The following is a 20,074-nucleotide window of genomic DNA, read 5'->3' as shown; positions in this document are numbered from 1 at the left end:
GGCCTGTCTCAGGGTTAGATTATGCCAAGAAGGAGGACATATCCCGTGTTTGATCAGTCCCACGGCTTGCGGTTTGATATTTACGAACGCATTCACCTTTCGGAAGAGCTTCCGGGAATAGCTGAGCTGGAGGAGGTTGAACTACTTCCGGAAATTCAGGTGATTCAGCGGGAGGATCGGGCCGAGTTATATGGTCAGCTGTTGCTTACCGGGCTTTACCGGAGTGAAGATGACCGAACACAACGTCTGGAGCATGCCATTCCCGTGGAAATCACTGTTCCGCTTACACGCGTCAGCTCAATTGAAGATATTGGGGTAGAGATTGAGAATTTTGATATCGATCTGCTCACGATGCGCACTGTGAATATAACAGGTGTGTTATCGCTGCGGGGGATCGGTGGTGCGGACCCTCAACCTCAACCAGCCTGGCAGCAAGAGGAGTATACAGTCGCCTATTCTCCTGTGAATGATGACAGGGTAGAAGCTACTACGGAGCTACAAGAACAGGAAAATGATGCACTTTATGAAAATTCTCAGTGGACCTTCGGTGAGGATGCCTCACAGGTTGCTGTAGAAGAACATGAGCATGCCGAAGCGAATGAACAGGAAGCAGAAGAATCATTAGTCTCAAGTGGAGCCGCTCATACGTCCCCTGTAGTCAATTTCTCATCCGGTCAGGAGAAGGACAAGGGAGCTAAAGCACGGACACATAGTCTGGAGTCCCAAGTTGAGGATGCTAAAGCGGGTTTATCCGATTACTGGTTTAAAGCCGAGGCCCAGAACAAAGAGGTTGAGGTGTCTCAGCTGAATCAAGCAAGCTATGTGAGCGAAGAGAACCAACAGTCGGCAGAGGAATATTTTACTCCTAGAGAGACCGCTGTTCTAGCCGTTAGTGCAGATGCAATTCAGGATATCCCTGTGTTCGCTTCTGAAAATGAGGCTAATAATGAGCTTCCTAAGCAAGAAGAGAATACTGCGCCGATTAATGAGAATGCGAACGAAGTTTTTGTTTCACAAGAGAGTGTGGCTTCTCATGAGGAGAAACAAGATCTTAAGATCGCCTTGGGCAGTAAAAAAGAAGCAGAAATTCCGGAAAAAGAACATCTCACCTTCTCCTCTTTACTAAGCTCCAGTCGTGTCCGTAAAGAGCAGGAAGCTCTGCAGTCGGAAGGAAACACATCTGCAGCAGTGGACGTTCCAGAGGTTGGCAATAATACGGAATGGAAGAGCAGATTCATTGCCAGCGCGGATGGAGCTAACATGTTCCGCAAAGTTCGGCTGTGTATTGTGCAGCGTGAAGAAACACTGGATACCATAGCAGAGAAGTATCAGCTAAGTGCGCGGGAGCTGGTAATGTATAATCGCTTATCCGGGCAGAGTGTAGAGGAAGGTCAAGTGTTGTACATCCCGTAATCGAATCGTGATGCGTACACACATGAATAGGTGAATCCCGATCAGGTATTAGGATCGGGATTTTTGCTGTTTCATTGTTGGAAGGGATGCTTCAGAAGAAATAAGTCGAAATTCAGCCTAAAGTCCCGCTGCAAAGGCGTATCCAGGTTGACTAGGGGGGGCTCAAAATGTATTATGGAGTAAGCAATATCTAAGTAAAGACTGGGAACGGGAAGAGTAGGCGGTCAGCCCTTCAGAGAGCGGAATTGCAAGTGCTGTGACATTCCGTAGGAAACAGCCCCCGAAGTCGCCCCGGAGTCGCCCTTCTGAGCTTATCTTCATATTTGTGAAGGATAAGTTAGGTTGTGGCCGGTAGCAGCCGTTATCTGTACGAGTGTCGCGCTAAGCTTCTGAATCCGTAGGGTAAGAAGTGTAGTTTTATTTTTCATTGGCGCGAAACAAAGGTGGTACCGCGAAAGAATGACCTTTCGTCCTTTGAGACGAGGGGTCTTTTTGTTTTTTTCAGAGACCTGTGCGCTCTATACAGCAACTTTATTAACAACTATAAGCAACTACAAGTAAACTAGTGGAGGTATCAGAGAATGGCTGACCAAAACCATCTAACAGCGGCAGATGCTGCTGCTACGAATGAATCTAAAAACGAGATGCCAACAACGTATGATCCGAAGGCAGCAGAACAGAAATGGTATTCCTACTGGACAGAGGGCGGATATTTCCGTGCAGGCCAACGTCCGGATGCTAAAGCCTATAGTATTGTGATCCCGCCGCCAAACGTAACAGGAATGCTGCACATCGGGCATGCGCTCGATTTCACATTACAGGATATCCTGATTCGTACTAAACGGATGCAGGGCTTCGATACGCTTTGGTTACCAGGTACGGACCACGCAGGTATTGCAACACAAACGAAGGTAGAGCAGAAGCTGCGCGAGCAGGGGATTTCCAGACATGACCTCGGACGTGAGAAGTTCCTGGAGCAGGTGTGGGATTGGAAAGATAAATACGCGAACACCATTCATGAGCAGTGGGCAAAAATGGGACTTTCCCTTGACTACTCCCGCGAGCGTTTTACCCTCGATGAGGGTTTGTCGAAGGGAGTTCGCGAGGTATTTGTTAAGCTTTATAATAAAGGCTTGATCTATCGCGGTAAACGTATCATCAACTGGGACCCGGCGGCTCGTACGGCGTTGTCGGATATCGAGGTTGAATATAAGGAAGTTAACGGTCATCTGTACCACCTGCGTTACCCCCTTAAAGATGGCAGTGGACATATCACTGTAGCGACCACACGTCCGGAGACGATGTTGGGTGATACGGCAGTTGCTGTTCATCCTGAGGATGATCGTTATAAAGATCTGATTGGTAAAACCCTGATCCTGCCGATTATCGGCCGGGAGATTCCAATTATCGCTGACGAGTATGTAGATAAAGAGTTTGGTAGCGGTGCGGTTAAGATCACGCCAGCTCATGATCCAAATGACTTCGAGGTAGGTCAACGGCACAATTTGCCGCAGATCAACGTAATGGATGAGAGCGGTACGATGAACGAAGAAGCAGGACCTTACCAAGGTCAAGACCGGAGTGAATGCCGTAAGGCCATCACGGCGGATCTGAAGGAGCAAGGCGTTCTGATCTCTATTGAAGATCATGTGCATCAAGTTGGACACAGTGAACGTTCAGGAGCGGTTGTTGAGCCGTACCTGTCCACACAATGGTTCGTGAAGATGCAGCCGCTCGCCGAAGCTGCCATCAATGCACAGAAGGATGGTAATGGGGTTAACTTTGTACCTGAACGGTTCGAGAGAACCTACCTGAACTGGATTGAAAACGTACGCGACTGGTGTATTTCCCGTCAGCTTTGGTGGGGGCATCGTATTCCGGCTTGGTATTCTGAATCTACCGGTGAGCTGGTTGTGGCGAATGACGAGGAAGAAGCGCGCCGGATCAGCGGCTTAACCGACCTGAAACAGGACGAGGATGTGCTGGATACTTGGTTTAGCTCCAACCTCTGGCCGTTTGCAACCCTAGGCTGGCCGAATGAAGACAGTGCAGATTTCAAACGTTACTATCCGAACGATGTGCTCGTAACGGGCTACGATATTATTTATTTCTGGGTAGCGCGGATGATCTTCTCGGCACTGGAATTCACCGGAGAGAAACCATTCTCGGACGTATTGATGCATGGTTTGGTACGGGATGCTGAAGGACAAAAAATGTCCAAATCACTCGGCAACGGTGTAGATCCGCTTGAGGTTATCGAGAAGTATGGCGCAGATGCTATGCGTTATATGATTTCTACCGGCAGCACAGCGGGTCAGGATTTACGATTCCGTTGGGAAAAGGTAGAGCAGGCGCGTAATTTCGCTAATAAGATCTGGAATGCGTCACGCTTCGCCCTCATGAATCTTGAAGGAGTTAGCTTCGAGAATATTGACATTACTGGGGAGCTAACTACGGCTGACCGTTGGATTTTACACCGTCTGAACGAAACTTCTCGTGAAATTACGCGTCTAATTGACTCGTACGAGTTCGGCGAGACCGGCCGCCAGCTGTACAACTTCATTTGGGACGATTTGTGTGACTGGTATATTGAGTTCGCGAAGCTGTCGCTTTACGGAACGGATGCCGCAGCCAAAGCGAAGACACAGTCCGTACTTGCTTATGTACTCGACCGCACGATGCGCTTGATCCATCCGTTTATGCCGTTTATTTCGGAGGAAATCTGGCAGCATCTGCCGCATGAAGGAGAGACAATCACTTTGGCTGCTTGGCCTGAGTATGATGCTGCTCTGGAGAACCCGCAAGCGGTAGCGGAAATGAACCTGCTGATGGATGTAATCCGGGCAGTTCGTAATATCCGTGCTGAAGTAAATGTACCGATGAGCAAAAAGGTTGATTTGATTATTAAAGCGAGCAATGAGGAAACACTGAGCATCATTACTCGTAACGACAACTACATCGGACGTTTCTGCAATACCTCTTCTTTCGAAGCTGGCCTGAATCCGGAAACGCCAGACAAGGTAATGTCCGCTGTAGTAACGGGAGCGGAACTGCTTCTGCCTTTGTCGGGGCTGATTGATATTGAACAAGAAATCGCTCGTCTGGAAAAAGAAGTGCAGACGCTGAACAGCGAAGTAGAACGCGTAGAGAAAAAGTTGAGCAATCAGGGCTTCGTGGCCAAAGCTCCCGCAAAAGTTATCGAAGAGGAGCAGGCGAAGCAGGCAGATTATTCTGCCAAACGTGAGAAAGTACTTGCCCGCATAGCAGAGCTGAGAGGATAAGAGACATGGATGACCTAAATCGGGGCGGGAGCACCGCCCCTCTTGCGACATATACCGAAGCGGTTAACTGGATCAAGGGCCTGATTCCTTTTGGAATCCGGCCAGGTTTAGACAGAATTGAGATGTTGATGGACAAGCTGGGAAACCCGCACCGTCGGCTGAAATTTATTCATGTGGCGGGTACCAACGGCAAAGGCTCCACCTGTGCTTTTTTGACAAGCGCACTTTTGCAAAGCGGCTATTCTGTCGGCACCTTCACGTCTCCGTATATTACGAAGTTCACGAACAGGTTCCAATATAATAATACGGACATTCCTGAAGAAACTCTTCTTGAGCTAGTGAATACCCTTCGTCCTTTGGTAGATGAGATTGCAGAAACGGAATTTGGCTCACCAACGATGTTTGAGGTAACTACAGCTGTGGCCATTCTATTTTTTGCGGGTGTTTCTTGTCCGGATGTTGTCGTATGGGAGACTGGGCTTGGGGGAAGGCTGGATGTAACGAACATCGTTACTCCGATCGTGTCGGTGATTACAAATGTCGGCCATGACCATATGGATATTCTGGGAGATACGCTTGAGAAGGTTGCAATGGAGAAAGCCGGGATTATCAAACCCGGTGTACCTGTTGTTAGCTGCGTAAATCAACCGGAAGTCGTGGCTGTACTCAAGGAGAAAGCGGCGGCTTGCCGCTCTACTCTTTATCTTGCCGGAGAAGATTTTAGCTATGAAGCTACTGGAATCCATGGGGATGTGCAGACCTTTAACTTTAAGGGTCCCTTCCGTTCGCTTGAACTTGGGATTGTGATGAAAGGCGAACACCAGATTAGCAATGCGGCGGGAGCTATGATGGTTCTTGAAGTTTTGCGCCAGTATATGGCGTTCATGCTAGAGGATGAAGATGTTCTGGAAGGATTGCGTCATGCATTTTGGGCTGGAAGGCTGGAAGAGGTAAGTAAATCTCCGAGGATCGTACTGGATGGAGCACATAATCCGGAAGGCGCGGAGAGCCTTGCCAAAAGCCTGCCACAGCTCTATAAATACGGTAAATTAAATTTACTTATGGGAATGATGGCAAATAAGCATCATGAATCCTACTTTAAGCATATACTGCCTATAGTGGATACGCTCATCCTGACCGAACCGGATTTCCAGAACAAAATGGACGCGGAGCATCTGCAGGTTATCGCAGAAAGTCTGCGGGATAAATATGCCAAGGAAAACTTGGTAATCATAGTAGAACATAATTGGGGAAAAGCGCTGCAACAACTGAAGTCGATTACAGCGGAGGATGACCTTGCCGTCGTATCTGGTACGCTGTATTTGATTTCTGACGTGCGCGGTACACTTTTGCAGCAACCCGATACTGAAAAAGGCTGGTGACGACTGTTGGATACTACTGAACGTGTGCATTTTATAGGGATCGGCGGCTACGGTATGAGCGCGATTGCCCGAGTAATGCTAGAAATGGGATATACGGTTACGGGCTCCGATGTGGCTGCCCAAGAATTGACGGATAAATTGATTGCTAAAGGTGCCAAGATTTATATTGGGCATACAGCAGAACAAGTAAAAGGTGCGGATCTCGTCGTGTACTCTACGGCTTTGTCCAGCGATAATGTGGAATGGGTGGAAGCAGAGCGTCTTAAGATTCCAATTCTGCACCGCTCACAAATGTTAGCCCGTTTATTGAACGAACGTAAAGGGGTAGCCGTTGCCGGAGCGCATGGTAAAACAACTACATCCTCTATGATCGCACTTGTAATGGAAGAGTGTGAAGTTGATCCTACGTATATTATCGGCGGAGAGATTATGAACGTCGGTACGAATGCAAAGGCAGGACAAGGCGATTATGTAGTGGCGGAAGCGGATGAGAGTGATGGCTCTTTCTTGCACTATCACCCTTGGCTTGGAATTGTCACGAATGTGGAAGCAGATCACTTGGAGAATTACGGCGGAGATTTTAACCGTCTCAAGGCTGCTTATGTACAGTTTATGAACCAGACCCGTGAAGACGGCACTGCGATTGTGTGTGCAGATGACGAGAATGTGATTTCTTTATTGCCTGAAGTGTCAGGTAAGGTGATTACTTACGGCATCAAGTCGAAGACAGCAGATTATATTGCCACAGACATCGTTCTTGGCGACCGTCAAGTTTCGTATACGATGAACCATAATGGCGTAGTATTGGGACAAATTGAACTGTCCGTGCCAGGTCAGTACAATCTGTATAACTCAATGGCTGCGGTTATCGCTTGTCTGAAATCAGGAATCTCTTTTGAAAAAATCGCTGAAGCGATCGTGAAATTCCATGGTGCGAAGCGCCGTTTTCAAGTGCTCGGAGAAGTCGATGACATTCTGGTCATCGATGATTATGCGCATCACCCAACTGAAATTCAGGCGACAATCAGTGCTGCTAAGGCAACGGGGAAACGGATTATTGCCGTATTCCAGCCTCAGCGGTATACACGTACGTTCTTCCTGCTAGATGCCTTCAGCCGCGCCTTTAGCGAAGCAGATGAGGTGATCATCACCGACATCTACTCTCCGGCAGGTGAGAAGCAGATTGAGGGGGTTACATCTGCGAAGCTGGTTGAGCTTATTGTGCAGAACAGTAACGCTGGTGCAAGACATCTGCCAACCAAAGAAGATGTGCTTGCTGATCTGAAACCTCGTATTGCCCCAGGTGACCTAGTGATTACGATGGGCGCAGGCGATATCTGGAAGGTTGGATACGCATTGGCGGACGGCTTGAAGAAGCGTTAATACAAACACAGGCCTACACGAGAATATTCATATTCTCTTGACCATAGCACTTCCCCCCGAGCTCCGTGCAGGGGGAAGTGCTTTTTTGTATACTTAAGCGGTGTATGTACATTCTAAAAAATGAAATAAATAGGGTATTTGCTGAACCAGCCATTGAGTGCTATAGTGCTGTCAGTAGAGGATCAATTTTTCCGTGTAGGTGGTGACTCATGGACTCCCAGCTTGATATCAAAACGTTAGTGTATTTATTTATTTTTGGAAATCTATTTATATTGCTGCTGATAACCAATTACCGGAGGAGCGCTCCTAAAGACAGGGCATCCACCTTATTCATACGCTCAAAGGCGGTGCAGCTGCTCTTCTGGTGTTCATTATTATTATGGGGTCATATCCCCCGCGCTTTATCCATTCCACTTAGCAACGCTTTGATTCTTTTAGGCTGCTGTCTGGAGATTATTGCTTTATTGCTGATGATGGGAATCCTTGGTCAGCGGATAAAGTTGTATTACATAACGCTTTCCATACTTAGTTCGATTACTTTTAGTATTGTTGCGATCTTCTTTCATCATTCCAGCTGGCGCATAGCCTGTACCTCATTATGGTCGATACTGTTTATTGTCTATCCAGCTTACCACCTCACGGTGAACCCCAAAGGCACCCCTCTTCAGAAGATACTCGGAATATTGTTTTACGCTTTTGCAGGGATTATGCTGCTCCGCGCGATTGTTGCATTGATCTGGGAGCCAGAGATGAACGTGTTCACAACTAATCTTTCGCAGTATTTATATTACCTGGGGATGTATTTATTGTTGATTGTGGGAGCCGCAGGCTTTATTCTACTTTCTAACGAGCATTCCTTTGTAAAACTGAAACGAATCGCTAGCTACGATGATCTGACTGGAATCCTTAACCGTGGAGCATTTCTTGAGGAAGCTGAGGTACGGCTTGAGAAGGCAGTTGCTGAGCAAGAGTACTTTTCGTTTATGCTGCTGGATTTGGATCATTTCAAAGAAATCAATGATACATACGGCCATGATACCGGCGATGTTGTTCTGGAAGAATTCGCATTGACGATTAAGGACAACCTCGAAAACAGCGATTTATTTGGCAGGCTGGGCGGCGAGGAATTTGCAGTTATCCTTTGCGGGCTGGATGAAGCTAGCTGTGACCGGAAAGCTGAAGTGTTACGAAAGGCAGTAATGAAGACGCCTACACAAAAACTTTTACAAGGCTATACAGTTAGTATAGGTGTAATTACAATCATACCGGATCAGGAGATTTGGATAAATAAGCTGTACAAGCTGAGCGATAAAGCGTTATACCAAGCCAAACAAGAAGGAAGAAACCGAGTGGTCAGATACAATTATATTTATTGAGCTTAGAGAATACAGGGGGTGAAATTCACTAACATGCATCTGGATCTCAAAACACTGCTGGTCTGCCTCTTTATGTGGCAATCCTTTACGGTATTGCTTATTGTCGTCTATCGTTTGCGTTACGCGCAGGAACGGACTTCTACCTTGTTTGTCACGGCAAAATATTTGCAGCTGGCAGCTTTAATTCTCCTTTTGCTGAATGATTTCACAGACTCACGACTTCCCATTCCAATCAGTATGCTGCTTGCTTTAGCTGGAGGTACGCTGGAAAGCTTAGCGCTTCTGATGCTTCTCAGAGTTTTTGGGAGTAGGATTGAACGATATTATACGATCCTGTTCGGAGTATCCATTGTCATCGTAGTGCTACTGCATATAATTATGCCAGATGAGCGGTTGGTTATGGCTGCAACTTGTCTATTTGGGATTATGATCATAGCTTTGCCAGCTTATATATTAGCTGTGAAGATTAGAGAAACCTCTCTCCAGCGAACCATAGGATTGTTGTACTTTGTTGTAATTTTAGCGCTGGTTAGCAAGGGACTTGAACCGTTTTATTCGATGTTAGGATGGAATGCACAGACCTCTCACTGGCTGCAGATATTTTTTTATCTGGGGGTTTATTTGCTTATGTTCTTAGGAACTGCAGGCATCATGCTGCTTTATAGGGAGGATTCCTTTACAGAATTGGAACGGGTGGCCACTTATGATGTGTTGACAGGTATTTTGAATCGCAGATCCTTTGTACAGCGCGCCCGGCCTTTAATAGCTGCCTCAGCAATGAAGAAGCTGCCGTATTCTTTTTTACTGCTGGATGTGGATCACTTTAAACGCATAAACGATACCTACGGCCACAATACCGGCGACCATGTTCTGAAGGATCTGGCTCATAAAATAAAACAGCAGCTTGGCAATGGTGACCTGTTCGGAAGATTCGGTGGTGAGGAGTTCACTGTGCTGCTGCATAGAGCCGATGAACAAAACAGTGATATGATTGCAGAGCGGATGCGCACAGCCGTTACAGGGGCGGTCATTCATGGTGTGCCCTTGCATTACACGATAAGTGTTGGCATCATCACGGTGGATTCAGGTGAACGATACGCATTGAACACTCTTTACAAACTTAGTGACACTGCATTGTATCAGGCTAAGAAAAAGGGCCGGAACTGTGTAGTTAGAAGCTATGACAACTAAAGTGTCTTCCTTTCGACATTAAGCGAGGGAGATGCTTTTTTTGTATGCAAAGAGGCGTAGTACATATTACCTAAAGATTACGATTTCTATCCATAGAGCAATTCATGATTATGTATGGCGTAAAAAAAGGGGTTTTGGTCTATATTTTAGAAAATGTGGCGTTTTATAAGGGGAAATCGTGATAGAATTTTGGAAACTCAGAAAAAAACTTAAAAAATTTTAGACTTCTCCTATAAATCGACAAAACTTTTAATTGAAATGAGTTACTATTGAACTGCATCTAAAGTTTCAGTTAGTAGATGGGGGTTTTTATTACAAAATACAAGGAGCCAGAGTCATGCGAGAAAGAATGCTGTTCCTATCAGCCCAGAATCAAAGCGCAGAGGATCTAGAAGGAGAAATGAGAACAGGGAGTATTCTCGAGATTTTGCTTGGGAAATTTGATATAGATTTGCTGACGTACGGCAGTGCCAACCAAACCGTGTCTATAAATGAGCGGACGGCACTTACGGTTCATAACATTAATGAAGATTATACGACCTGGAGGCCAATGCTGCGCCCCTTACATAAACTGCGGAATTTCTCAAATTTAAGTCATATAGATAAAGATATGAAGAACACTATTTTGGAGCTTTGCCGTTCGAATAATTACAAGCATGTATTTATATCGCATGTCCTATTGGGTAAATGCATTGATATGGTGCGGAACTTGCTTCCAGAAGCCAGTGTGATCACAGATACCTATAGTTTTGCAAACGGAAGCGGAGGATCTGCCGGAGAGGCAGGAAAGTTAAGCAGGAAGAATCCATATAATAAACTCAATGCTGCATGGGATCGTAGGAATAAACGGCGATTAATGAATAAGACGGGACTACTTTTAGCAACCTCGGAATGGGATGCACTAGCGTTCAAATCTCTATCATTTGCCGATGCCCGTAAGGTTCATGTTGTCCCCCATTTCATCAAGATGAATGAGTATGAGACTTTTGCAGAGCCTGTGATTAAAGAAAATTCAATTGTGCTGCACTGGAATATGAATATGAGACTGGGAATAGATGCAGCCCGAGTATTCTTTAAAAAAACCTATCCCATGATTAAAGAACAAGTGCCTGATATCAAAAGTTACATTATCAGCTCAGAGGTTCACCCGGAGGTCATGACTTTGATTAAGGAAGATGAATCGGTCATAGTCACTGGACCGGTAAATTCCTCTACTGAATACATACGACGGTCTAAAGCTGTTCTGGTGCCTATCCTTGAAGGCTGCGAAGTTTCTAGAAATATACTGGAATCCTGGGCGCTAAAAACCCCGGTGGTTACCAGCTCTATCATGTGTGAGAAGCTGAATTGTGAGCATAACCGGAATATTTTGCTGGCTAATACCTCGGTTGAGGTGGTTGGAAGTGTACTGAATTTACTGAAAAATCCTGAGCTTGGCGCCATTATTGCGGATCGTGCGCATGAGACTTTGTTGAAGAATTACGAAATGAATCATGTTAAGAGTAAGATTCTTAGTCTTGTATAGAGGGTTGTCAGACGCTCTGGACAACAAATAACCCGCGAGGACCCTTAAAAGTCCTACGCGGGTTATTTGTTGACAGGATTTTAGAGCAAGTTGCGGCGCAGTTCTTCTGGTGATTTCGGAGATAACATCCCAAGTGGAATATCGAATACAGTACGCGCTCCGCTTTGACCTTCTTGACTCATACGCTGAGCAGCTCTGGCATAAGCCACAAGCACACTAGCCGTAAATTCAGGATTGCTCTCCAGCTTCAGGCCAAATTCAACAATTTGTTTCGTGCCTTCTCCTGTTACCCCACTGCGAATAACAAACCCGCCGTGCGGAATACCGCTATGCTGAGCTGCCAGTTCTTCTTCAGTGATGAAAGTAACCGTAGTATCATAATCTGCAAAATAGTTCGGCATATTCACGATTTCTTCGCGAATGCGTTCTTGATCTGCACCTGCCTCAGCTACTACAAAACACTCTCTAAGATGTTTTTCACGAGTAGTAAGTTCTGGTGTTTCACCCGCACGGATGGCCTCGATAACTTCTTGTACTGGAACCGTATATTGTACGCCGCCTTTAACGCCTTCTACTCTGCGAATGGCATCAGAGTGACCTTGGCTGACGCCTTTACCCCAGAACGTATACTCTTTACCTTGTGGAAGAATAGCTTCAGCTAGCAGACGGTTCATGGAGAACAGGCCTGGATCCCAGCCCGTAGAAATTACGCTGAGTGTTCCGCCTTGTTTAGCTGCGGCATCAACGGTCGCAAAGAACTCAGGGATTTTGGCATGAGTGTCAAAGCTGTCCACGGTATTAAACATCCGGGCAATAGCTGGTGTCTGTTCTGGCAGATCGGTAGCCGATCCTCCGCACAGAATCATAACATCCACTTTTCCCTTATATTGTTCGACGGCAGAGATATGCTCGAATTTCACACCGGTTTCACCGGCTTCCAGTTGTCCAGGCTCTCTGCGCGTAAAGATCGCAACCAGCTCGATATCTTCACTTTGGTTAATAGCCTTACGTACACCTTTTCCTAAATTACCGTAGCCCACAATTGCTGCTTGAATTTTTTGTTTCAGAAAAAGCCCTCCTAAACTGTAATGAACTAAAATCCTATTTCTAGCTTAACTAGTATAGTGCACACTTTTAGCTCTTTTTATATAGTATATAAAAGTTACATGTAATGTAAACTGAATCCGTATAACTTTCATTATTCATTTGGCTATAAAAATAGCATATCTCTCTATTGTCTATCATATATTTCCATATAGATTAGATGAGGTGAGGTGTTACTGTTGAATAACGGAAGAATGACATTCCGATTTGACGTGAATAAGGACGAGCCTAAGCCAAAACCGCAGGTAGTGGAGCGCTGGTCCAGTGGCGGACTGGGTACAGCTGAAGAATATGCAGAGGAGTTGCGCAAGGAGGTCGGTCCAGCACAGCAGCATACTTGGGTGCAAGAACCTGATCTACGCTCTATGCGTGAGGCACCACCGGAGGATGCTTACGACTATTACTCAGGAACTGTAGATCCACGCCAGCAAGAATGGGACGAACAGGATAGAGATTTCAGAAATACGCAGCAATCGTATCTGCTCTCAGATTTGGTACTGGATGATAGAGATAAATCAGCAGAGGTTTATACGGGAGGTTATGGGGGCTCATATCATACTCGTCGCCCATCGTATTGGTGGAAATTATCCCTGTCTGTGGTGGGGGCCATCGGCACAGGTCTACTGCTAGGGTATGCGGCGCTTTCCTTTTTTTATGGAGGAAACATGGACAGTAGTTCAGGAAACGGGATAACAGATACATTGGCTACTTCAGGGCAGACTTCCGGAGCTAATGATCCAGCAGGTGTAGGAACCTCGGGATTGCCGGTTACGGGCACAGATGATGCTGGCAAAAACAGTATTCCTGTTCAAGTGGCTGCGCAAAGCTACTACCTGCTGCAGTATGGCGTATTCAGTACGCCGGCAGGCGCGGAACAAGCTAGACAAGAGCTGTTGGACGCTGGTTTGGCTGCGGGCTTGGACCCTGCTGACGGAAATCGTGTATATGCCGGAATGTCCTCTGACCGTGAACAAGCTAAGCTGCTCAGCAGTGGACTGAAGAATCAAGGGATTGAGCTTTATGTAAGAGAGGTGGATCTTCCCGGAGTGGAACGATTAGGATTTGCCGGAAATGCGGAGGCTGTGAATAGTTATTTTGCGGTGAGTGGACAGTTGCTCAGTGAACTAAGCAGTCAATCCGCTTCTTTACTCAGTGGCGGACAAACGGATGCGGCAGCTAATACCTCAGCTGTGAGTGATCTTCATCTCCAATGGAGTGAAGCTGTTAAAGCTCTGGAGCAAGGCATAACGCCTGAAGCCAAAAGCATTTGTGCAGCGCTAGAGAAATCTATGAGCCAAGGAATTTCAGCACTGAGTGAATATAACAAGAACAAGGCGCAAGCCCTGCTTTGGGAAGTGCAGGAATCCATGCTGAGCTTCTTGACCAGCCAAAAACAGCTGCTGTCTGCTATGAATTGAATGCTTGGATTGCGGATTCAAAAAAACAACAAGTCTCCGGGGAATTGGGGGCTTGTTGTTTTTTTGCGGAGAGGGGTATCGTTCCGCAACTTTTAGGGCAAAAGGTGGTAAACATTACCGTAGGGGATTTTACGTTTGTATTGATCACCGTTTCACCGTATAATAATTAGGGTGTCAAAAAATGGCGAGGGAAGACTGAGATGAAGAAGAAAAATGTAGGAACACTGCTGTTATTTCTAATTCTAGGCTGGCTGGCTGGAGCCTGGATCGCCAAGCTGCTGCAGCCCGTAAAGGCTCTGTCTTTTCTAACAACATCGACTGTGCTCAAATGGTCTCCGCGAGCCGATTTAGACATCATAACCTATGACATCACTATTCATTTGAAATTGTGCATGCTTAGTCTCGCCGGTATTATTACAGCTGTATGGCTGTACCGCAGACTGTAACTCTCGTTACTTAGCAAGAAGGGACGTTTACAACGTGGACAACTCACCACTCATTATTCTAGCCTCAGGTTCACCGCGTCGACGTGAGCTGTTATCCTTACTGGGTTTACCCTTTGAGGTCATTACCAGCGAAGCTGATGAGAGCACACCGCCGGATTGGACGCCGGAGAGAATCGTGCGCAGTCTAGCTTTGCGAAAAGCAGAAGCCGTAGTAGCTACAGCCGGAGAGCGTAACGCAGTCATTATAGGAAGCGACACAATTGTTGTACTAGATGATACTGTGCTAGGCAAACCGGTGGACAAGCTGGACAGCAAAGCGATGCTTACCAGACTTCAGGGCCGAACTCATAAGGTATACACGGGTGTAGCCTGCCTCGGACTCCCGAATGGGAAGACTATAGTGGAGCACCGTGTTACTTCCGTAACGATGAGGGCAATGACTGAAGAGGAAATTGCTGCTTATATAGCTACGGGAGAGCCCGCTGATAAGGCTGGCTCTTATGCGATACAAGGGCTTGGGTCCATTTTGGTGGAACGAATTGAAGGCTGTTATTTCAATGTAGTCGGATTGCCTTTGTCGCTTCTTGGCGAAATGCTATCCGAGTTCGGTATAACTGTATTGAGCCGGTAGGAAGCCTGGGGAAAGAGGGATAGGGATGGAGTCGCAACCAATTATGCTGCGGGACCTCCCCCATGAAGAACGACCTAGAGAGCGCATGATGCATTATGGGGCGGAATCATTAAGTCAAGCGGAGTTGTTAGCCATTCTGCTGCGTACGGGAACACGCCGCGAGTCGGCTATTCATATTGCACAGCAGATGCTGGGGAAGATCGGTGGCCTGCGTGGGCTAGTTGACCTTAGCATCGAAGAACTGACCAAAATCAACGGTATCGGTCCTGCCAAGGCCGTACAACTAAAAGCAGGCATCGAACTGGGAAGGCGCCTTGCGAATTCCAGGTTCAATATGCCGGTCATTATCCGCTGTCCTGGGGACGCTGCTGAGATTCTGACTGAGCAATTGCGTTATTTGCAAAAGGAGCATTTTGTCTGTCTGTTTCTGAACACGAAGAATCATGTGATTGGACAAGAAACATTGTCCATGGGCAGCCTTAATGCTTCGATCGTTCATCCTCGTGAGGTATTCAGAGCAGCTATAAAATGCAGTAGCGCCTCTATTATATGCGCGCACAATCATCCTAGTGGTGATCCAACACCTAGTCCAGAAGATATTTCCCTAACCGCTAGATTGCTTCAGGCAGGTGAGATTATCGGAATAGATGTGCTGGACCATCTAATTATCGGAGATAGCAGTTTCGTAAGCTTGAAAGAAAAAGGACATATGTAATATAAATGTAGATTTACTTAGGAAAAGGAGAAATTAGCATGTTGGGTGGTTTCACAAAAGATTTAGGAATTGACTTGGGGACAGCGAATACGCTTGTCTACGTACGCGGTAAGGGTGTTGTTGTAAGAGAGCCTTCCGTTGTAGCCATTAACACTGATACTAAGACGATTGAAGCTGTGGGTGAATCCGCCAAAAAAATGATCGGTCGTACACCTGGAAATATCCGTGCGATCCGTCCGATGAAAGATGGCGTTATCGCTGATTTTGATACAACGGCTACGATGATTAAATATTTTATTCGTCAAGCACAGAAACAGCGTTCTATGTTCCAGCGTCACCCTAATGTAATGGTCTGCGTGCCATCTGGCATTACTGCTGTAGAGCAACGTGCGGTAGAAGATGCTACCAAACAAGCTGGAGCTCGTGAAGCTTACATTATCGAAGAGCCTTTTGCTGCTGCTATCGGCGCGGATCTGCCAGTATGGGAGCCTACAGGTAGTATGGTTGTAGATATCGGTGGAGGTACAACTGAAGTTGCTGTAATTTCGCTCGGCGGTATTGTTACTAGCCGTTCAGTGCGTGTTGCAGGTGATGAAGCGGATGAGTCCATCATTCAATACATCAAACGTCAATACAATCTGATGATCGGTGAACGTACTTCGGAGCAGCTCAAAATGGATGTTGGCTCTGCCCTTCCTCTTGAAAAGGCTGAAACCATGGAAATTCGCGGCCGTGATCTCGTAACAGGTCTGCCAAAAACACTTACAATTACTTCTGATGAAATCTGTGAAGCTTTGTCTGACACAGTGAATGCTATTATTGAAGCTGTTAAAGTAACGTTGGAAAAATGTCCGCCAGAGCTTGCAGCAGATATTATGGATCGTGGAATTGTTTTGACAGGTGGGGGAGCTTTGCTTCGCAACTTGGATAAGCTGCTTGCACGTGAGACGGGAATGCCGGTTATTGTTGCTGAGAATCCACTGGACTGTGTAGCTATTGGAACCGGTAAGGCACTTGAGAACATTCATTTGTTCAAGAGCCGCAGCGGATCCAGTCTTCGTTCGAAGAGATAAGATGATGTTCTACCACTTGTGTAAGTCAACCCCTGTTATGGGAGAAATACTGTTGTTAGAGGGTGTTGAAACTGTTTAAACTCTTAAGCAATAAACGTCTGTTTATTCTGTTGATTACACTGGTGCTGTTCATTGTGGTAATGGGCTTCAGCTTGGCAACAAGGAAAGGCTTGTCCTGGCCGGAGAACTTTCTCAGAGATTCGACTGGTTTCGTGCAAAAAATGTTCTACAAGCCCGCTGGATATGTAGCGGGCTTGTTTGAAGATATTGGAAATCTGAGTGATCTTGCTAAAGAAAATGAACAGCTTAAAATTATGGCTGCCCAGTATGCACGTGATAAAGCCCAGTATAATTTTATTAAAGTACAGAATGAAGACTTGGAAAAAAAATGGCAATTCACTAAAGAACAGAAGAATTTGTATAAGTATGAATATCGTATTGCGCAAGTAATTAGCCAGACTACAGAACCAAGCAACAGCACCATTGTAATTGATTTAGGCTCCAAAGATGGTGTCAGACCTAATATGTCTGTTATTTCAACCGATGGTCTGGTAGGTGTTATCAGTCAAGTTAGCAATTTCACTTCTACTGTGAAACTGATGACCATGATGGACACTAATGATCCTAATTCCCAGCCGCCTATTGCGGCAACTGCCTTTAATAAAGAGGGTAAGTCCTTTGGGATGATTGAGAGTTATAATCCAGAGACGAACAGACTGCTGATGACCAAGATTCCACCGGGTGATCCTATTGCAGCGGAGGATACTATTCTGTCTTCCGGTATTGGAGGCTTGTATCCAAGGGGGTTGACAATAGGCACAGTTGAAAGCGTCGATGTTGGTGAATTTGGATTAACCTCCACAGCAGTGATAAAGCCTTCAGCAGAATTTCAGGACTGGAAGCATTTGATTGTTGTGTTTACGGAGGAGCGTGCTGAATAGTGAATATGCGCAGATCAGTTCTTATTCTGATACTGTTCCTCTTATTTATTGTGGAGGGAACCATCTTACCTTGGCTGATTCCAGATGTGTGGCAGATGCGAATCATTCCGAATTTGGTTTTTGTAGTGTTATTGTTCGTGACTATATATCATCATCGGCATACAGCACTTATATTGGGATTATGTTTTGGAATGCTGCATGATGTCGTTTTTTACGGCAGAATTCTTGGAGCACACTCTTTTGCGATGGGATTGTCGGCTTATTTAATCGGCCTTTTATTTCAGATTCCACGTGCTCCGCTGCCCCTTATGATGACTGTGGTTCTGCTTGGAAGTCTACTTGGGGATAGTATACTATTTGGTATCTATAGTGTATTTAATCTTAATCAAGAACCTTATAGCTGGGCGATTTTGAATCACATGCTGCCGACGATGCTTTTTCATTTTGCCATCGGGCTACTCTTCTACATACCGGTTCGGCGCCAGCTTGAGCTAATCAAGAAAGAAACGAATAAGGAAGAAGCGGCTTAAAGAGCTTCTATTTTCTTTCTATACAAAGCAGGAATTTAAGGGGCCCGGCACGAATGAATGAGGATAGGGGGCCAGGCATATGACAGTAAAATCCAAGCATGTAAGGATTAAGGGCATCAAGGATGGCCTGATATTCCTGCTAGACGACAAATGTCCCTTTGAAGATCTTCTGAGCGAGCTTCGCTATAAGCTGGAGCACAGCCATCAAAATATTTTAACTGGACCGATTGTACATGTGGACATAAAGCTGGGCAATCGTACCGTAACTGAGGAAGACAAGGAAGCTGTGCTGGAGATTCTTAAGGGACAGGGAAATCTGTTGATTCGATCTATAGAGGCGCTTCCAGCGCCCGGCGGTGAGGATAATGACGCATTGTTTCTGATGAGCGGAATTCTACGTTCCGGTCAGGTGCTGCACCATAACGGAAATCTTCTATATCTGGGGGATGTGAACCCTGGGGGGACCATAACCTGTTCAGGCGATATTTATATACTAGGTTCGCTAAGAGGGATGGCGCATGCTGGAGTAGACGGGAATGAGGAAGCGATTATAGCTGCTTCTTTAATGTCTCCAACGCAGCTGCGAATTGCCGATATTATTAGTCGTCCGCCCGATGAATGGGAAACCCGAGAAAGCAGTATGGAATTTGCATATTTAACAAACGGAGCTATGCAGATCGATAAGATTCATAATTTGGTCAAATTACGTCAGGATTTAAATGTGTTTAAAGGGGTGTAGCCTCCATGGGAGAAGCGATAGTCGTAACCTCGGGCAAAGGCGGAGTTGGCAAAACAACCACAACAGCCAACATTGGAACCGCACTTGCACTGCAGGGCAAAAAAGTATGTCTCGTCGATACCGACATTGGACTGCGTAATCTGGATGTAGTTATGGGGCTTGAGAATCGTATTATTTATGATCTTGTGGATGTAGCGGAAGGACGTTGCCGCCTTAATCAAGCGCTCGTTAAAGACAAGCGCTTTGATGAATTGTATATGCTGCCTGCAGCTCAAACAAAGGATAAAACGGCTGTCTCTCCTGAACAAGTAAGAGATATCATTCTTGAACTAAAGAAGGAATATGAGTATGTTCTGATCGATTGTCCGGCAGGAATCGAGCACGGCTTCCGCAATGCGATTGCCGGTGCGGATAAAGCGATTGTGGTTACCACACCAGAGCATGCCGCTGTACGGGATGCCGATCGTATAATCGGACTATTAGAACAGTCGAGTGTGGAATCGCCGAAATTGGTGGTAAACCGTATTCGCCCAGGTCTTGTGAAGTCTGGGGATATGCTTGATATTGAGGATATATTACAGGTGCTGAACATTGATCTTATCGGAATTGTTCCGGATGATGAATTAGTCATTAAAGCCGCAAATAACGGAGAACCTACAGTTATGAATCCCGATTCTTCAGCTGCTATTGCCTATCGCAATATTGCACGCCGAATTCTAGGTGATGCTGTACCCCTGATGCAGCTTGACCGCAAACCGGGAGCATTTAAGAAACTTAAGAAATTTTTCGGCATGGCTTAATTTTTACTAAGCAATCCTATGATAAGAAGCATACACGGGTCCCACCAGTAGAGAAATCTATGGTGGGGCTTATTTTTTTGAATAAATATGAATGTATGGCATTTCCGGGATTTAAATGGTCTGTCT

At 45.9% G+C, this 20,074-nt stretch carries 17 protein-coding genes; 16 read left to right on the top strand and 1 reads right to left on the bottom strand.

All coding sequences use genetic code 11. The features are described from left to right. The first annotated feature begins 45 nt into the window (after positions 1–45). The 7 genes from NSQ91_RS25645 to NSQ91_RS25615 all read left to right on the top strand — a co-directional run bounded on the left by NSQ91_RS25645 (position 46) and on the right by NSQ91_RS25615 (position 11,551). Positions 46–1,413 carry a LysM peptidoglycan-binding domain-containing protein gene (locus tag NSQ91_RS25645; protein WP_076194487.1) on the top strand — a complete coding sequence of 456 codons (1,368 nt, stop codon included), beginning with the start codon at positions 46–48 and terminating at the stop codon, positions 1,411–1,413. A 581-nt stretch (positions 1,414–1,994) separates the two neighbouring features. Further along, positions 1,995–4,694: a valine--tRNA ligase gene (locus tag NSQ91_RS25640; RefSeq protein ID WP_076129400.1), complete on the top strand. Its 2,700-nt coding sequence runs from the start codon at positions 1,995–1,997 to the stop codon at positions 4,692–4,694. Positions 4,695–4,699: 5 nt separating this feature from the next. After that, positions 4,700–6,076: a bifunctional folylpolyglutamate synthase/dihydrofolate synthase gene (locus NSQ91_RS25635; protein WP_076129399.1), complete on the top strand. Its 1,377-nt coding sequence runs from the start codon at positions 4,700–4,702 to the stop codon at positions 6,074–6,076. A 6-nt stretch (positions 6,077–6,082) separates the two neighbouring features. After that, the gene (murC, locus tag NSQ91_RS25630) at positions 6,083–7,459 is read left to right on the top strand and encodes a UDP-N-acetylmuramate--L-alanine ligase (RefSeq protein WP_036685137.1); all 1,377 of its coding nucleotides are present in this window, start codon (positions 6,083–6,085) and stop codon (positions 7,457–7,459) included. A gap of 209 nt (positions 7,460–7,668) precedes the next feature. After that, complete coding sequence (locus NSQ91_RS25625; RefSeq protein ID WP_076129397.1) at positions 7,669–8,835, top strand: GGDEF domain-containing protein; 1,167 nt, start codon at positions 7,669–7,671, stop codon at positions 8,833–8,835. 33 nt (positions 8,836–8,868) lie between these two features. Further along, entirely contained in the window at positions 8,869–10,026 is a 1,158-nt protein-coding gene (locus tag NSQ91_RS25620) for a GGDEF domain-containing protein (protein ID WP_248549649.1), read from the top strand. A 337-nt stretch (positions 10,027–10,363) separates the two neighbouring features. Continuing rightward, a complete protein-coding gene (locus NSQ91_RS25615) occupies positions 10,364–11,551 on the top strand; it encodes a glycosyltransferase (RefSeq protein ID WP_340392681.1) in 1,188 nt (395 codons plus the stop codon). Between the two features lie 80 nt (positions 11,552–11,631). On the opposite strand, the gene NSQ91_RS25610 is transcribed toward NSQ91_RS25615, so the two are convergent. Continuing rightward, a complete protein-coding gene (locus NSQ91_RS25610) occupies positions 11,632–12,618 on the bottom strand; it encodes a diaminopimelate dehydrogenase (protein ID WP_038573038.1) in 987 nt (328 codons plus the stop codon). Positions 12,619–12,834: 216 nt separating this feature from the next. Between NSQ91_RS25610 and NSQ91_RS25605 the strand changes: the two genes are divergently transcribed. The 9 genes from NSQ91_RS25605 (at position 12,835) to minD (ending at position 19,948) form a co-directional block, all read left to right on the top strand. Then, a complete protein-coding gene (locus NSQ91_RS25605; protein ID WP_340920424.1) occupies positions 12,835–14,073 on the top strand; it encodes an SPOR domain-containing protein in 1,239 nt (412 codons plus the stop codon). 200 nt (positions 14,074–14,273) lie between these two features. After that, positions 14,274–14,519 (top strand): DUF4321 domain-containing protein, encoded by a 246-nt coding sequence (locus tag NSQ91_RS25600; RefSeq protein ID WP_036685144.1) that lies wholly within the window; start codon positions 14,274–14,276, stop codon positions 14,517–14,519. 34 nt (positions 14,520–14,553) lie between these two features. Further along, positions 14,554–15,150 (top strand): Maf family protein, encoded by a 597-nt coding sequence (locus NSQ91_RS25595; protein WP_248549647.1) that lies wholly within the window; start codon positions 14,554–14,556, stop codon positions 15,148–15,150. A gap of 25 nt (positions 15,151–15,175) precedes the next feature. Next, complete coding sequence (radC, locus tag NSQ91_RS25590; RefSeq protein ID WP_036685147.1) at positions 15,176–15,865, top strand: RadC family protein; 690 nt, start codon at positions 15,176–15,178, stop codon at positions 15,863–15,865. A gap of 38 nt (positions 15,866–15,903) precedes the next feature. Next, positions 15,904–16,938: a rod shape-determining protein gene (locus NSQ91_RS25585; protein ID WP_036685150.1), complete on the top strand. Its 1,035-nt coding sequence runs from the start codon at positions 15,904–15,906 to the stop codon at positions 16,936–16,938. 62 nt (positions 16,939–17,000) lie between these two features. After that, positions 17,001–17,879 carry a rod shape-determining protein MreC gene (gene mreC / locus NSQ91_RS25580; RefSeq protein WP_076305453.1) on the top strand — a complete coding sequence of 293 codons (879 nt, stop codon included), beginning with the start codon at positions 17,001–17,003 and terminating at the stop codon, positions 17,877–17,879. Further along, positions 17,879–18,409, top strand: coding sequence for a rod shape-determining protein MreD (mreD, locus tag NSQ91_RS25575; protein ID WP_081386380.1), 531 nt, complete (start codon positions 17,879–17,881; stop codon positions 18,407–18,409). The genes mreC and mreD overlap by 1 nt, the downstream gene beginning before the upstream one ends. Before the next feature lie 79 nt (positions 18,410–18,488). Continuing rightward, positions 18,489–19,148, top strand: a complete 660-nt coding sequence (gene minC, locus NSQ91_RS25570) for a septum site-determining protein MinC (protein WP_076280016.1) — start codon at positions 18,489–18,491, stop codon at positions 19,146–19,148. 5 nt (positions 19,149–19,153) lie between these two features. Then, complete coding sequence (gene minD, locus NSQ91_RS25565) at positions 19,154–19,948, top strand: septum site-determining protein MinD (protein ID WP_036685156.1); 795 nt, start codon at positions 19,154–19,156, stop codon at positions 19,946–19,948. The last annotated feature ends 126 nt before the right edge of the window (positions 19,949–20,074 follow it).

This window comes from Paenibacillus sp. FSL R7-0048 (assembly GCF_038004505.1).
Taxonomy (GTDB): domain Bacteria; phylum Bacillota; class Bacilli; order Paenibacillales; family Paenibacillaceae; genus Paenibacillus_AQ; species Paenibacillus_AQ odorifer.
This window is presented reverse-complemented; position numbering and strand designations above follow the sequence as displayed.